The sequence below is a fragment of the Collinsella aerofaciens genome, assembly GCF_039062365.1.
GTDB lineage: Bacteria > Actinomycetota > Coriobacteriia > Coriobacteriales > Coriobacteriaceae > Collinsella.
The window spans coordinates 95,522-109,446 of the sequence record NZ_JBCJBI010000001.1; the positions used below are offsets into that span (position 1 = coordinate 95,522).

The window sequence follows — 13,925 nt, forward strand, 5'->3', positions numbered from 1 at the left end:
CAATCGATAGTTAGGAGGCGCCATGGGGCGCAATAACAAGCATAAGCGTGGAGCTCGCAATCAGCGCGGGCCGGTGCGCAGCGAACGCCGTCCGAGCCTGACCGGGCGCGTGCAGCTCCATGAGCATAGCGCCTACGTTGTAACCGAAAATGGCGACTACAAGGTCATGGGCCGCGGTAAGCGCGAGATCATGGATGGCGATACCGTTGCCGTGAGCATTAAGAACAGCCCGCACGGTGAGCGGCGCGCCGTGATCGAAAGCGTGGTTGAGCGTGCAGCCATAAGCGTGGTGGGCACGTACCAGACCGCCGGTCCGCTCGGTGTGATCGAGCCGCTCGATTCGCGTCTGAAGGCCGACTTCTTCATTCTGCCCGAGGATACCTCGGCGGATCGTCTGGGCGTCCGCCCGGGTGATGCTGTTGTCGCGCGCATTTTGACCTACCCGACGCGCCTGGAATCGGGCACCGTGACGATCGAGCGCCGCATCGGCGGAGATGACGCGCCCGATTTGGGCGTTCAATATGTGATGGCGCGTTACGGCTATACCGATAGCTATCCCGAGGCCGCGCTGGACGAGGCCGAGGGGCTTTCGCTCGATGTGTCCGCGGCGCTTAAGGACCCGCTCCGCCGCGATCTGCGCGACCGCTTTGTCATCACGATCGACCCGGTCGACGCGCGCGACTTTGACGATGCCATTTCGCTGGAGCGCACGCCCGAGGGCGGCTATAAGCTGGGTGTGCATATCGCCGACGTTTCACACTATGTGGCTTGGGACGGACATATCGATCTTGAGGCTCGCCATCGTACGACATCGGTGTATCTGGCCGATCGCGTGCTTCCCATGCTGCCCGAACGCCTGTCCTGTGACCTGTGCTCGCTTCGTCCCGACGAGGACCGCCTTGCGTTTACCGTCGATATCGAGCTCGATGCGCAGGGCCGCGTGCGGCATTACGATCCGTACCCCAGCGTGATTCGCTCGCGTGTGCGTATGGACTATGACGGCGCCGAGGCGCTGCTGGTGCGTGCCGGCGCGGTTGAGTATTCGGTGTTGGAGGGTGCGGCCGAGGATGTTGCGGCTGCCGAGACCTCGCGCGAGAAAGCGCTTGAGCGCGGTCTTGCGTGCGAGGAGGCCGCCCGCGGCTACAACGTCGACCTCGGCGATTTCCTTGTCGCCGCCAACGAACTCGCCGAACTTCGCCGTCGTATTCGTCGCGCCCGCGGCTCAGTCGATTTTGACACGGCCGAGATTCGCGCTCTATTGGATGAGGACGGAGTGCCCGTGCAGATTGTGGCGCGTGAGCGTTCGTGTGCCACGTCGCTTATCGAGGAAGCCATGCTGCTCGTCAACGAGTGCGTTGCAGAGTGGCTGGCAGACCGTGATATCGAGGCCTGCTATCGCGTGCATGAGGATCCGAGCCCCGATAGCCTGCACGGTGCCGCCGTTGCGCTGGCGCAGCTAGGCATCATCGACGATCGCCGTGCTGCCGGTATTGCCCTGGGGAGTCCCGATGAGTTGCAGGCTGCAGTCGATGCTGCCGCCGGTACGGCCAACGCACCGCTCGTCAACACGCTGCTTCTGCGTAGCATGCAGCGCGCGCTGTACAAGCCGCGCAACGAGGGCCACTTTGCGCTCGCCGCGCCGTGCTACTGTCACTTTACGAGTCCCATCCGTCGCTACCCCGATCTGGTGGTGCACCGCGTGCTCAAACTGCAGTTAGCCTATGAGCGGCTTGGCGGCAAGGACGCCTTGGTCCGTACGCCGCGGCTGATCGGCAAGGGGCGCGAGTCGCTGCCGCGCATTCTGCCGCAGATCTGCCGCGCATGCAGCGATGCCGAGCGCGCGGCCGATGCCGCCAGCCATGCGACGCAAAAGATCAAGATTGCCCAGTACTATGAGGACCGTCTGGGCGAGCGCTATGCCGGAACCGTCTCGTGGGTTAGCAGCATGGGCCTTTTTGTGCGCTTGGATCTAACGCAGGTCGAAGGCTTGGTTTCGATCAAGAGCCTGGGCAACGAGTGGTTCGAGTTCGACGAGGACGCGCTTACGCTGACGGGCGCCGACACGGGGACTCGCTATGAACTGGGCCAGCGCGTGATTATCGAGGTCTCGCGCGTCAATACCACGCGTGGGCACTTGGACTTTAAGCTTATCCATTAGCCAAATCCCGACTCGTGGCGGGAGAGCGGAGGGCGGCCTTTCGGGACCGCCCTCCGCATTTGAATCGTGGCTACCTTGCCGTCTGCTCGGCCGCCCGCTTACCTGCTATTTGAGAGGTAGAACCTACCAAAATAAACCTGTCCCTTTTTGGCAGGTTTACAAGAAAGCGGGGATGAGATGGCGACGGTGTACGGTTATGCGCGGGTGAGTTCGCGCGATCAGAATCTTAATCGGCAGCTGGATGCGCTGGGCGCCTATGGCGTGGGCTCGGCGAATATTTATGCCGACCATGCGAGCGGCAAGAACTTCGATCGACCGCGTTATCGCGAGCTGCTGCACGTCTTGGGAGACGGGGACGTGCTGGTGGTGCTTTCTATCGACCGACTTGGCCGTAATTACTCCGAGATTCTTGAGGAATGGCGACGCATTACCAAGGAGCTCGGGGTTGCCATTGTGGTGTTGGACATGCCATTGCTTGACACGCGCGTCAGGGCCAGCGGCGCGCCGGATGTGACCAACACCCTGATTGCCGATATTGTGCTGCAACTGCTGAGCTACGTGGCGCAGGTGGAGCGCGAGAATATCCATCGGCGCCAGGCGGAGGGAATTGCGGCGGCGCGGGCGCGAGGGGTCCGTTTCGGTCGACCTCGCAAGCCGTGCCCTCCTCAGTTTGAGCTGGTGCGCGATAGCTATGAGGCAGGCGATATTACCCGCAGCCAGGCAGCAAAGTGCCTGGGCGTGTGCGTGGGGACGTTCGATCGCTGGATGCGCGAGGCGGGGTAGGGGTTTGCGTCGCTTTGTCGCTTCCTGTTGCGATTCAAATTTTGATACGTTGACGATGTCATTTGGGGCTACACTCGCTGATATTCAAAAAAAGGAGGTTGGCCCTTGGCGCGCGTAAAACAAATAATCGGATGGACCGCGATCGTTCTGTTCGCTGCAACGCTGGCGGGCATCTGGGCGCTGACGGAGCAAAATGCGGTGGAGACGTCGTTGCTGAGCGAGTCCACCGCACGTGTGGTGGAGGGTCAGGCCACGGGCGTTCAGGCTGCCGATGCCACGGGTGAAGCCCAGACGGAGAACGGAATGACCGGGGGCACCGATTCGGCTGCCTCGAATGTCCGGTCTGGCCGACTTGCTTCCATTCGCATGTGGGTGGGCGCGAACGTCCGTCGCGTTGCCCATACCGTAGAGTTTTTCTTCGTCGGATTGTTCGCCTCGGTGGTCGTGGTTTGCTTTTCCAAGCGTCCGTGGAGCGTGTGCTCCCGTTGCGTGCCCGTATTGCTCTTTTGCGCCGCCTGCTCCGTTGGCGATCAGGTACATAAGATCTTTGTTCCCGGCAGGCATTTCGACGTTATCGATTTAGGATTCGATGCTGCGGGCTATGTCACCGCCATGCTGTTGGTATTGCTGGCAGCGGCGTTGGTACGCCATGCGATTCGGCCGATCGGCGCCCATGCGAGGCGCTAGCCTTAAGGCGAGACATCGCGACTGCCTATGCTTCGACATTGACTACAATAGCGGCTGCAATCGCGAGTGGTCGTCGATGTGCAGTTTTCCAGACACCTGTTTTCTCTAAGAAAGGAAATCCCATGGCGGTATTGTTTGTTGAATATCCCAAGTGCTCGACCTGTAAGAAGGCCAAGGCATGGCTGGACGAACATGGGGTTGAGTATATCGACCGCGATATCGTTTTGGACAATCCCACGGCTGATGAGCTTGCGACCTGGATTGCTCGTTCGGGGCTGCCGGTGCGGCGTTTCTTTAATTCGTCGGGCATGAAATATCGAGAGCTGGGCCTGAAGGCGCGTCTGGATGCGGGCATGACGGATCGGGAGTGCTACGAGCTGCTGGCGACCGACGGCATGCTGGTCAAGCGTCCGCTGCTGGTGGGCGACGACTTTGCGATCCCCGGCTTTAGGGAAGCGGCTTGGACCGAGGCGCTGCTGTAGCGGCTGCGGAAAGTTCGACCCGTTTTGAGCGCTCGGGGTGGGACGTGTTTTCCATCGGCGGGCTCGCTCGGCTCAATCCTCGAGCCGTGCCCATTCGTGCGGATCGTAGACCTTTACGTGCTTGTTGGGCTTGCCGCTCCAGTACTCCTCGTCCATAAAGGGCAGATATGCCTGAACGCCGGGGCAGATAAAGGGAATCCGCTGCTGTTGCAGTCGCTCGCGCTGGCGCTGCTCCAGGTGCGCCTCGGATATGACGGTCGGCATACCGGACAGCTCGACGAGGCTTGCCTGGATTCGCTTAAGGTCGGGGAGTCCCGCGTGCCATGACATCCGCATGATCAAAAATGAGGCGCGGCGGTAGTTTGCCTGCATCACCGTGATGGCGGGGCGCAGAGTGGGATGGATTTTGTCCCGTTCGGGCCAAAGGTCAGCAGTGATCTCGAGACCCAGGGTCTCCCATAGGTAATCAAGCTCTTCGTCCATGGTGCCTCGATATCTACGCGATCATTGATACTTCGATTGTGTTGCCTGGTGCTATCGTTTTCGCGGTAGAATCTGCCAACGGTTGACGGCTACCGCTCGCGGCGTTTTGCCCTTCGTGTACAGCGGTCGGCTTCACAGGTCCTTCACGGGTTGGACTAAATTAGGCCAATTTGGCTGAATTTTAAAAAAGTCAAAATTGGGGCTTGCGTCACGGCGGGACTTCCCGTATATTTCTTTCTTGCGCAAAGGCACAGCCGAGCGCAGCGATGCAGTCATTGGGATGTCGTCTAATGGCAGGACAGCGGATTCTGGTTCCGTCAATGGGGGTTCGACTCCCTCCATCCCAGCCATTGCATTTGCTACATATGGCCCGTTCGTCTAGCGGTTTAGGACGCCGCCCTCTCAAGGCGGAGATCACCAGTTCGAATCTGGTACGGGCTACCAAAATTGAACGCCCGGGCCTCGTAAGAGACCCGGGTTTTGTGCATTGACCGTATATACGGCGCCTGCCGTGTTTCGCTCAGATCGAGGAGTAGCCATGGACCTGCCCATCAGCTTGCAAGACATCACGTATGCCGAGAACTATCTGGCGCAGGGCGACCTGGCTACGGCGACGCCGCTGCTGGAGCGCCTTGTGGAGCTCGCCGAGGAGTATATCGACGCCGAGTGCAAGACGGAGGAGAAGCGCCAATACTTTAGCTTCGACAGCAAGTTTGAGCGCCTGGCCTATCGTCGCGTGGAGAAAGATCCGCGCGAGCTCGTGCAGGTCGAGGTGCCGTTTGACCGCCTGTACTCTGACATGGCGTTTGCCTACATTCGCCAGCAGGATTATGTGAGCGCTCGTAATGCCCTGATGCAGGCTGTGCGTTGGGACCCCATGAACTGCAACTATCGCTTGGATTTGGCCGAGCTGTTCCGCGCTCTCGAGGACAAGCAGGAATGGGCATCGCTCTCGTTCTCGGTACTGGAGCGTGCAAGCGATGGCAAGTGCGCCGCCCGCGCTTACGCCAATCTGGGTCAGTACTTCTTGGAGCCTGAGACCGAGAACATTTCGGCTGCCGTGGGCTGCGCGCGTCTGGCGCTGCGCCTGGCGCCCAACGATACGCATACGACGCGCCTGCTCAACAAGATCCATACTACCTATCCGGATGCCGCCGATGAGAGCGACGACCACGTGATGGGTGAGCTCGCCCTGCAGGGCGTGCCGACCTCACCTTCGGCCGAGATTGCCATCTGCCTGATTATGTGCGCGACCGATGCTGCAAGCGACGGCGACAAGCAGGAGGCGACGCGCCTGACGGTGCGTGCTCGTGACTTGGTGGGCGAGGAAGCCTGCGCGGCGATTATCAAACTGGTGCGCGAGAGCGATGCCGAACTCAATGCCGAGCGCAAGGCAAAGCGCGAAGCTACGGGCAAGGGTTCCGATGGCGCCAAGGAGGCCGGCGATGCCCAGTAAGCGTGAACGCAAGCTCATTTCCAAGAATCGCTCGGCACATCACGAGTACTTTATCGATGAGACGTTTGAGTGCGGTATTGAGCTGAGCGGCACCGAGGTCAAGTCGATTCGCGAGCGCGCGTGCCAGATTACCGATACCTTCGCGCTGATCCGCGGCGGGGAGTGCTGGCTCGTCGGCCTGCATATCCACCCTTATAGCCATGGTGGCGTGTGGAATCGCGATCCCGACCGTCGGCGTCGTCTGCTGCTGCACCGCAAGGAGATCGACTTTCTTGACGGCAAACTTCGCAACCGTGGTTATGCGCTGGTTCCGTTGGAGCTCTACTTTAATACCGACGGCCGCGTAAAGCTGCTGCTGGGTTTGGGTCGCGGCAAGAAGCTCTACGACAAGCGCGAGGACATGGCCAAGCGCGACGTTCAGCGCGAGATCGACCGCGCCCTTAAGGAACGCAACCGCTAGGCACTCTGTATAAGTTGCGGTGGAATACGGACTGTTTTGCCTGCTTGAGGGGCTATTCAGTCCCTATTTCACCGCAACTGCGGGCGTCTCATCTTTCTTACTGTTCTGACACATATGTCTCAAAGGCGGCGTCCGTTATGGGTGCCGCCTTTTTTGTGGGTACATACATCCATGAGGTTCCAACCCGAGCTAGGGGAGTGATCGTTATGGACAAAACTGCGTTCTTTACCATGCCGAGTGGCCTGTACGTGGTGAGCGCCGCGGCGGACGGGCTGCGTGCCGGCTGCGTTATCAACACAGCAGTGCAGGTGACATCCGTCCCGCCGCGCATCTCGATTGCCGTGAACGAGGAAAATGTCACGTCTGGCGTTATTGCATCTGCCAAGGCCTTTGCGCTGACCGTGATTGACCAGACCGCCGACATGCTCTATATCGGCAATTTTGGCTTCCGCACCAGCAGCGATTACGACAAGTTTGCCAAGTACGAGACGCGCGAGACCGCACTGGGTATGCCCTATGTGCCCGAGCACGCGGCAGCGCTGTTTAGCTGCCGTCTGATCGACACCGTGGATGTGGGCACGCATCTACTGTTTATCGGCGAGGTCGAGGATGCCGAGCGCTTGAGTGACGAGACGCCGCTGACCTATGACTACTATCACAAGGTCTTGAAGGGCAAGACGCCGCCCAAAGCTTCGTCGTATCAAGGCTAGAAATGTTCTAAAAATACTTGCATTATGTTATTGAGAATATATACTAATAAGTAAGTACACCAGCAGTCACGTTCGAGAGGAGAACATCATGGCTGAGGAGAAGAAGACGTATAAGTTTGTGTGCACCGTTTGCGGTTACGAGGTTGAGGTCGACACGCCCGAGCTGCCCGAGGATTACGTGTGCCCGGTGTGCGGCGTCGGTCCCGATCAGTTTGAGCTCGTCGAGGAGTAGTTCGTAGACACACGGCGATTAGCCATACAGAGCTCTGTCCAAGGGCCCCGGTCGAATTCTCGGCCGGGGCCCTTTTGATTTATCTGACGGTTTAAAACGGCCTCATGTGTTACAGATTGAGACGTTATATCTGGACAGCCACGCTATCCCAATTACATCCCCGTTAGCAGCACGATGTCGAGAATCGTCACGATGGCACCGATTCCTATGAGCAGCGCGTTGAGCGGGCGCGAGTTGGCGTATTTGCCCATGACGCGGCGTGAGCTGGTGAGCCGTATGAGCACAAAGACCGTAATCGGCAGCTGAAGCGACAGCAATGCCTGACTCCAGATGAGACCCTCAAAAGGATTCGGGACGATCAGGCACGCCGCCACTGCGCCGACGAAACAGACCGCCACTCCAATCGATGAGTGCCGGTCGTGGATGTCGTATTCCTCGTCGAACATGCCCGCGGTGATGGTGCCCGCCGCCATGCCCGCCGTCACACTACTCGATATGCCCGCAAACAGCAGCGCCACCGCAAAGATGGTCGCGCTTGCCGGGCCCAGAATGGGGGAGAGCGTGTCCGCTGCGACGGCGAGGTCGTCTACGACAATGCCGTGCGCAAAGAAGGTCGTTGCGGCCAGGATGACCATGGCCGAGTTGATCGCCCAGCCCACGCCCATCGAAAAGAGCGTGTCGAAGAGCTCGTAGCGCAGACGTTCCTCGATAACCTGCTCGCCTTGGCCTTCGAAGTGCATGGATTGGATGACCTCGGAGTGCAAGAAGAGGTTGTGAGGCATAACGACCGCGCCTAGGACACTTACGATAATCGCGGCCGAGCCGGTGGGCATACTGGGTGTGACCCAGCTTGCGGCGGCCTGCGGCCAGTCGACCTTGACCAGCGTAAGCTCAGCCAAAAACGAGAGTCCTACCACGCCTACGAAGGCGATGATCCAGCGTTCGGCACGCTTGTAGGAGTTCGTCATGAGCATCGCCATCGATACTGCCGCCACGATGACGCAGCCCGCACGCACGGGCAGCCCAAAGAGCATTTGAAGGGCAATCGCGCCGCCCAGGACTTCGGCCATGGCGGTGGCGATGGTCGCGAGATAGGCACTGGCGAGTACCGTGCGTCCAACGAAGCGGGGGAGGTAACGTGTCGTGGCCTCGGCAAGACAGGCGCCCGTGGCGATACCCAGGTGCGCCGCATTGTGCTGCAGCACAATGAGCATAATCGTGGACAGTGTGACGATCCACAGCAGCGCGTAGCCAAACTGCGAGCCCGCGGCCATATTGGAGGCCCAGTTGCCCGGGTCGATAAAGCCGACGGTCACGAGCAGCCCGGGGCCGATATGCCGCGCAATGTCTAGGCCTCCGTGACCACCGGTGCGTCGGGAGCCAAAATGATGTTTGAGATGGTTGAGCATGGTGAGCTCCTGCGTGCCGTTTGCTTGACGCCGCAAAGGATACCCGTTTTAGGCTCAAAAGTTAACCAAGACTAACAAAATTATTGTATTTGAATAGGATGGTGAAAGGGAGTTGCCGAAATGTCTTGATCTGTAACAACTAGGGATGGAAATTGGGTCTAGGTGTTACAGATTGAGATGTTTGAAGAGGCGAGTTTGCAGGCCGAACTTGGGGCCTATGTTGTCGCCCTTGAGGTCGGCGGTGTCCACTCGTAGAGCGTGCGTTACGCGATTGTTTCGAAACGGGCGGGAAACACAACGGGCCGGCGATGCACCTAGTATGCCTAGTCAACTGACTGTCTAACACCTAGGGGAGGATCGCGATGCAGGCAGATTCCGCTCAGCAGCAGGGCCTTTATCGCCCCGAATTCGATCACGATGCGTGTGGCATCGGCGCGCTTGCCGATATCAACGGTGAGCGCCATCACCAGATTCTGGACGATGCGCTGTCCATTCTGGTCAACTTGGAGCACCGCGGCGGCACGGGACTTGAGAAGAACACCGGCGACGGCGCCGGCATCCTGTTTCAGGTTCCGCATCACTTTTTCCGCAAAGAGGCTCAAAAGTGCGGCCAGATTCTGCCGGCAGAGGGCGACTATGGCGTGGCCATGCTGTTCTTCCCGCAGGACGACAAGGGCGTAGAGGATGCCCGTCGCGTGTTTGAGGAGGGCTGCGCCGAGGCCGGCGTGCCGCTGCTTTTTTGGCGCGAGGTGCCGGTCGACCCGCACGATTTGGGCGAGACGGCCCGCGCCTGCATGCCCACCATCTTGCAGGCCTTCCTGGGCCGTCCGGACGACACGCCCGCCGGCGATGCCTTCGAGCGTCGTCTGTACGTGTGCCGCCGCACCATCGAGAAGAAGGCCGACGTCGAGTTTGCCCTGCGCGACAAGATCTTCTATGTGTGCTCCATGAGCTCGCGCACCATCGTGTACAAGGGTATGCTGGTCGCCACGCAGATGCGCCGCTTCTTCATCGATCTCAACGACGCCGCCGTCAAGACGGCCGTGGCGCTCGTCCACTCGCGCTACTCCACCAACACCACGCCCAGCTGGGAACGCGCGCACCCCAACCGTTATATCATCCATAACGGCGAGATCAACACCCTCAAGGGCAACGTCAACTGGATCCGCGCCCGCGAGCCCAACCTGTACAGTCCCGTGCTGCAGCATGATCTTGAGCGCGTGATGCCCATCATCAACCGCGAGGGCTCCGATTCCGCGATTCTGGACAACGTGCTTGAGTTTTTGGTCATGAACGGTCGCCCGCTTACGCGTGCCGCGTCCATGCTGTTGCCCGAGCCGTGGGACCACAACGACAGCCTGAGTGAGGAGCGCCGCGCCTACGACGCTTACCAGTCCATGCTCATGGAGCCGTGGGATGGCCCGGCGGCCATCGCCTTTACCGACGGTCGCACGCTGGGTGCCGCCCTCGACCGTAACGGCCTGCGTCCCGCCCGCTACTATGTGACGCGCGACGGTCGCTTTATGCTGGCAAGCGAGGTGGGCACCATCGAGGTGAGCCCCGAGAACATCCTGACGAGCGGCTGTCTGGGACCGGGCCAGATGCTCGAGGTCGATTTTGCCCGCGGCCGCGTCATCTACAACGACGAGCTGCGCGCCCGTTACGCCAAGGAAAAGCCCTATCGCGACTGGATCGCCGAGGAGACGCTGACCGTCGACGCGCTCGACAAGCCCGTCGCGCCCACGCCCGCCGAGGATACCGAGGTGCCCGCCGCCGTGCGCATGGCCAAGCTCGGGTATCACTGGGATGATGTTGACGAAGTCGTGCGTCCCATGGCCCAGCAGGGCAAGGCGCCGCTCGCCTCGATGGGTATCGATGCGCCGCTGGCCTGCCTGTCCAAGAAGACGCGCTCGTTCTTCGACTACTTCTATCAGCTGTTCGCCCAGGTCACGAACCCGCCGATCGACGCCCTTCGCGAGCATATGGTCACCTCGACCACGCTCTACCTGGGCAACCACGGCAACCTGCTCGAGGACTCCCGTACGGCCTGCCAGCTGGTGCGCCTGGAGCGCCCGCTGCTGAGCGAGGAGGAGTTCGAGCGTATCTGCGCCATCGACCGCGTGGGCTTTAAGACCCGTCGCTTCCGTGCCGTCTACCGCCGCGACGCCGGCGAGGGCGCGCTGCAGGCTGCGCTTAAGCAGCTTGCCGAGGACGTTGAGGCTGCGGTCCGCGACGGTGTGAACATCGTGGTGCTGAGCGATCGTGCCGCTGCGGGCGAGGTGCCCGTGCCGTCGCTGCTCGCTGTGGGCTGCGTGCACAACCACCTGATCCGCGCCGGCGTGCGTACCTTTGCCGACATCGTGGTGGAGTGCGGCGATGCCGTGTCTCCGCACGACTTTGCGTCGCTGGTGGGCTACTCCGCGAGCGGCATCTATCCGTACAACGCGCATGCGTGCATTCGCGATCTGGCGGCGCGCGGCGACCTGGACGTGACGGCCGAGCAGGGCATCGACAACTACAATAAGGCCGCGACGGCGGGTATCGTCTCCATCATGTCCAAGATGGGCATCTCCACGGTGCAGAGTTACCACTCTGCGCAGATCTTCGAGGCCGTGGGCTTTACGCCGGAGTTCATCAACGCGTACTTCGCCGGCACGGTGAGCCGTGTGGACGGTATGGGCGTCGAGGACGTTGAGCGCGAGCAAAATGAGCGCTACGACGCTGCGCTCGCTATCCTTAAGAGCCCGGCTCCCGATCAGCTGCCCACGCTGGGTCTGACCAAGTGGCGCCCGCTCGGCGGCGAGGATCACCTCATCGACCCCCAGACCGTCTACTTGCTGCAGACCGCCTGCCGTGAGGACAGCTACGACACCTTTAAGGAGTACAGCGCTCGCCTGCACCGCACTGGCCGTGCCGTGCGCCTGCGCGACCTGCTCGACTTTAATGCCAGCGGCCGCACGCCGGTTTCGCTCGACGAGGTGGAGCCCGCGCTCAACATCGTCCGCCGCTTTAACACCGGCGCCATGTCGTACGGTTCCATCAGCAAAGAGGCACACGAGTGCATGGCCATCGTCATGAACCGCCTGCACGGTCGTTCCAACTCGGGCGAGGGCGGCGAGGATCCGCGTCGCGAGACCCCGCTGGCCAACGGTGACTCCAAGAATTCCGCCATCAAGCAGGTGGCAAGCGCGCGCTTTGGCGTGACGAGCCGCTACCTGTGCAGCGCCTTCGAGATTCAGATCAAGATGGCCCAGGGCGCCAAGCCCGGTGAGGGCGGTCACCTGCCCGGCAAGAAGGTCTACCCCTGGATTGCCGAGGTCCGTCAGTCCACGCCCGGCATCGGCCTGATTTCGCCTCCGCCGCACCACGACATCTACTCCATCGAGGACTTGGCAGAGCTGATCTTCGATCTTAAGAACGCCAACCCCGGCGCGCGCGTGTCGGTCAAGCTGGTCAGCGAGGCCGGCGTCGGCACCATCGCCACCGGCGTGGCCAAGGGCGCTGCCGACAAGATTTTGATCAGCGGCCACAATGGCGGCTCGGGTGCCGCTGCGCGCGACTCTATCTGGCACGCGGGTCTGCCGCTGGAGCTTGGCCTTGCCGAGGCCCAGCAGACGCTGCTGCAAAACGGTTTGCGCTCACGCGTGGTGCTCGAGGCCGATGGCAAGCTCATGGATGGCACCGACGTCGCCGTCGCCTGCCTACTGGGTGCCGAGGAGTTTGGCTTTGCGACCATGCCGCTCATCTCCATGGGCTGCCTCATGCAGCGCGACTGCCAGCAGGATACCTGCCCGGCCGGCATCGCTACGCAAAACTGCCGCCTGCGTCGCGGCTTCCGCGGCAAGCCAGAGCACGTCGAGCACTTTATGCTCTTTGTTGCCGAGCAGCTGCGCGAGGTCATGGCGAGCCTGGGCTTCCGCACCGTCGACGAGATGGTCGGCCATCCCGAGTGCCTGCGCCAGATCGAGGTCCCGGGCAACCGCAAGGCCAACCTGCTCGATCTGTCGCCCGTGCTGGCAAGCGCGACCTGTGAGTTTGGTGCCCACATCCCGGGCGCCGACGGCCGTCACTTCCTGCCCCAGATGGCTGCGGACAGCGAGCTCGATAAGACGCTCGACTCCACGTTGTTTGTGCCCTATACGGCCGATGCCCGTGCGCACCTGCGTCCGATTCGCTTTCGCGCCGATATCGCCAACGTCAACCGCTGCGTGGGCACCATCTTGGGCAACGCGGTGACCAAGGCACATCCCGAGGGCCTGCCCGCCGGCTCCATCACCATCGATTGCGATGGTTCGGCCGGTCAGAGCTTTGGCGCTTTCCTGCCGCGCGGCATTACGCTCAACGTGTGCGGCGACGCCAACGACTACTTTGGCAAGGGCCTTTCGGGCGGCGAGGTGTCGGTGCGCCCCAACCCGCATGCGACCTACAAGTTCGACGAGAACATCATCGTGGGCAACGTGGCCTTCTTTGGCGCCACGAGCGGTCGCGGCTTTATTAACGGCTTGGCAGGCCAGCGCTTTGGCGTGCGCAACTCCGGTGCCACGGTGGTGGTCGAGGGCTGCGGCAACCATGGCTGCGAGTACATGACGGGCGGTCTGGCGCTTATCCTGGGCGAGGTCGGGCAGAACTTCGCCGCCGGCATGACGGGCGGCGTGGCTTACGTCTTTGACCAGTACGGCACGCTCGATGCCCGTGTGAACCACGAGAGCGTTGAGCTCAAGGCCCCGACGGCCGGCGAGCTGGCGCAGATTCGTGCGCTCATCCAGGAGCACGTGGACGCGACGCAGAGCCCGCGCGGTATTAAGCTGCTCTACAGCTTTGAGACGATGGGCAAGCACTTTGTGAAGGTCATTCCGACCGAGTACGAGCGCGTGTTGGCGATTGTCGCCGCCGCCGAGGCCATCGGTAAGACGCATGCGCAGGCCGAGGAGCTGGCGTTTGACATTGTGACCGGTCGCGCCGACGCCGCCGATGTCGCTCGCTTTGATGTGGCGGGTGGTGTCGCTGGCGCTGCGCCCACCACCGCCAGCTCTGTTGCTTCGACCAAAAAGGAGGCGTAAGTGCC

At 61.3% G+C, this 13,925-nt stretch carries 11 protein-coding genes and 2 tRNA genes; 11 read left to right on the forward strand and 2 right to left on the reverse strand.

Annotation, left to right across the window (positions count from 1 at the left end):
* Nucleotides 1-22: 22 nt before the first annotated feature.
* The 4 genes from ABCN01_RS00465 to ABCN01_RS00480 all read left to right on the forward strand — a co-directional run bounded on the left by ABCN01_RS00465 (nt 23) and on the right by ABCN01_RS00480 (nt 4,110).
* On the forward strand, nt 23-2,158 hold the full coding sequence (locus tag ABCN01_RS00465; RefSeq protein ID WP_342996428.1) for a ribonuclease R family protein: 2,136 nt from the start codon (nt 23-25) through the stop codon (nt 2,156-2,158).
* A 177-nt stretch (nt 2,159-2,335) separates the two neighbouring features.
* Nucleotides 2,336-2,941, forward strand: coding sequence for a recombinase family protein (locus ABCN01_RS00470; protein ID WP_271742489.1), 606 nt, complete (start codon nt 2,336-2,338; stop codon nt 2,939-2,941).
* Nucleotides 2,942-3,046: 105 nt separating this feature from the next.
* Nucleotides 3,047-3,628, forward strand: a complete 582-nt coding sequence (locus ABCN01_RS00475; protein ID WP_342996425.1) for a VanZ family protein — start codon at nt 3,047-3,049, stop codon at nt 3,626-3,628.
* 122 nt (nt 3,629-3,750) lie between these two features.
* Nucleotides 3,751-4,110 carry an arsenate reductase family protein gene (locus ABCN01_RS00480; protein WP_342996424.1) on the forward strand — a complete coding sequence of 120 codons (360 nt, stop codon included), beginning with the start codon at nt 3,751-3,753 and terminating at the stop codon, nt 4,108-4,110.
* A 72-nt stretch (nt 4,111-4,182) separates the two neighbouring features.
* Here the strand turns inward: ABCN01_RS00480 and ABCN01_RS00485 are convergent, their stop codons facing one another.
* Nucleotides 4,183-4,593 carry a hypothetical protein gene (locus ABCN01_RS00485; RefSeq protein WP_342996423.1) on the reverse strand — a complete coding sequence of 137 codons (411 nt, stop codon included), beginning with the start codon at nt 4,591-4,593 and terminating at the stop codon, nt 4,183-4,185.
* Nucleotides 4,594-4,869: 276 nt separating this feature from the next.
* On the opposite strand from ABCN01_RS00485, the gene ABCN01_RS00490 reads away from it, so the two are divergent.
* The 6 genes from ABCN01_RS00490 to ABCN01_RS00515 all read left to right on the forward strand — a co-directional run bounded on the left by ABCN01_RS00490 (nt 4,870) and on the right by ABCN01_RS00515 (nt 7,451).
* Nucleotides 4,870-4,943, forward strand: a tRNA-Gln gene (locus tag ABCN01_RS00490).
* A gap of 17 nt (nt 4,944-4,960) precedes the next feature.
* Nucleotides 4,961-5,037 (forward strand) — tRNA-Glu (locus tag ABCN01_RS00495).
* 94 nt (nt 5,038-5,131) lie between these two features.
* On the forward strand, nt 5,132-6,049 hold the full coding sequence (locus ABCN01_RS00500) for a tetratricopeptide repeat protein (protein ID WP_342996422.1): 918 nt from the start codon (nt 5,132-5,134) through the stop codon (nt 6,047-6,049).
* Entirely contained in the window at nt 6,039-6,509 is a 471-nt protein-coding gene (gene smpB / locus ABCN01_RS00505) for an SsrA-binding protein SmpB (protein WP_006235325.1), read from the forward strand. Before ABCN01_RS00500 ends, smpB begins: the two co-directional genes overlap by 11 nt.
* Before the next feature lie 206 nt (nt 6,510-6,715).
* A complete protein-coding gene (locus ABCN01_RS00510) occupies nt 6,716-7,219 on the forward strand; it encodes a flavin reductase family protein (RefSeq protein ID WP_342996420.1) in 504 nt (167 codons plus the stop codon).
* Between the two features lie 88 nt (nt 7,220-7,307).
* Nucleotides 7,308-7,451 (forward strand): rubredoxin-like domain-containing protein, encoded by a 144-nt coding sequence (locus tag ABCN01_RS00515; RefSeq protein WP_035137395.1) that lies wholly within the window; start codon nt 7,308-7,310, stop codon nt 7,449-7,451.
* Between the two features lie 152 nt (nt 7,452-7,603).
* On the opposite strand, the gene ABCN01_RS00520 is transcribed toward ABCN01_RS00515, so the two are convergent.
* The gene (locus ABCN01_RS00520) at nt 7,604-8,896 is read right to left on the reverse strand and encodes an Nramp family divalent metal transporter (RefSeq protein WP_343014141.1); all 1,293 of its coding nucleotides are present in this window, start codon (nt 8,894-8,896) and stop codon (nt 7,604-7,606) included.
* A 326-nt stretch (nt 8,897-9,222) separates the two neighbouring features.
* Between ABCN01_RS00520 and gltB the strand changes: the two genes are divergently transcribed.
* Nucleotides 9,223-13,920, forward strand: a complete 4,698-nt coding sequence (gltB, locus tag ABCN01_RS00525) for a glutamate synthase large subunit (RefSeq protein ID WP_342996418.1) — start codon at nt 9,223-9,225, stop codon at nt 13,918-13,920.
* Nucleotides 13,921-13,925: the final 5 nt, after the last annotated feature.

Excerpts from the sequence above, each read along its gene's own strand:
- ABCN01_RS00500 (WP_342996422.1), top strand. The coding sequence starts at position 5,132 with ATGGACCTGCCCATCAGCTTGCAAGACATCACGTATGCCGAGAACTAT.
- ABCN01_RS00510 (WP_342996420.1), top strand. The coding sequence starts at position 6,716 with ATGGACAAAACTGCGTTCTTTACCATGCCGAGTGGCCTGTACGTGGTG.
- ABCN01_RS00485 (WP_342996423.1), bottom strand. The coding sequence starts at position 4,593 with ATGGACGAAGAGCTTGATTACCTATGGGAGACCCTGGGTCTCGAGATC.
- smpB (WP_006235325.1), top strand. The coding sequence starts at position 6,039 with ATGCCCAGTAAGCGTGAACGCAAGCTCATTTCCAAGAATCGCTCGGCA.
- ABCN01_RS00465 (WP_342996428.1), top strand. The coding sequence starts at position 23 with ATGGGGCGCAATAACAAGCATAAGCGTGGAGCTCGCAATCAGCGCGGG.
- ABCN01_RS00470 (WP_271742489.1), top strand. The coding sequence starts at position 2,336 with ATGGCGACGGTGTACGGTTATGCGCGGGTGAGTTCGCGCGATCAGAAT.
- ABCN01_RS00480 (WP_342996424.1), top strand. The coding sequence starts at position 3,751 with ATGGCGGTATTGTTTGTTGAATATCCCAAGTGCTCGACCTGTAAGAAG.
- ABCN01_RS00515 (WP_035137395.1), top strand. The coding sequence starts at position 7,308 with ATGGCTGAGGAGAAGAAGACGTATAAGTTTGTGTGCACCGTTTGCGGT.
- gltB (WP_342996418.1), top strand. The coding sequence starts at position 9,223 with ATGCAGGCAGATTCCGCTCAGCAGCAGGGCCTTTATCGCCCCGAATTC.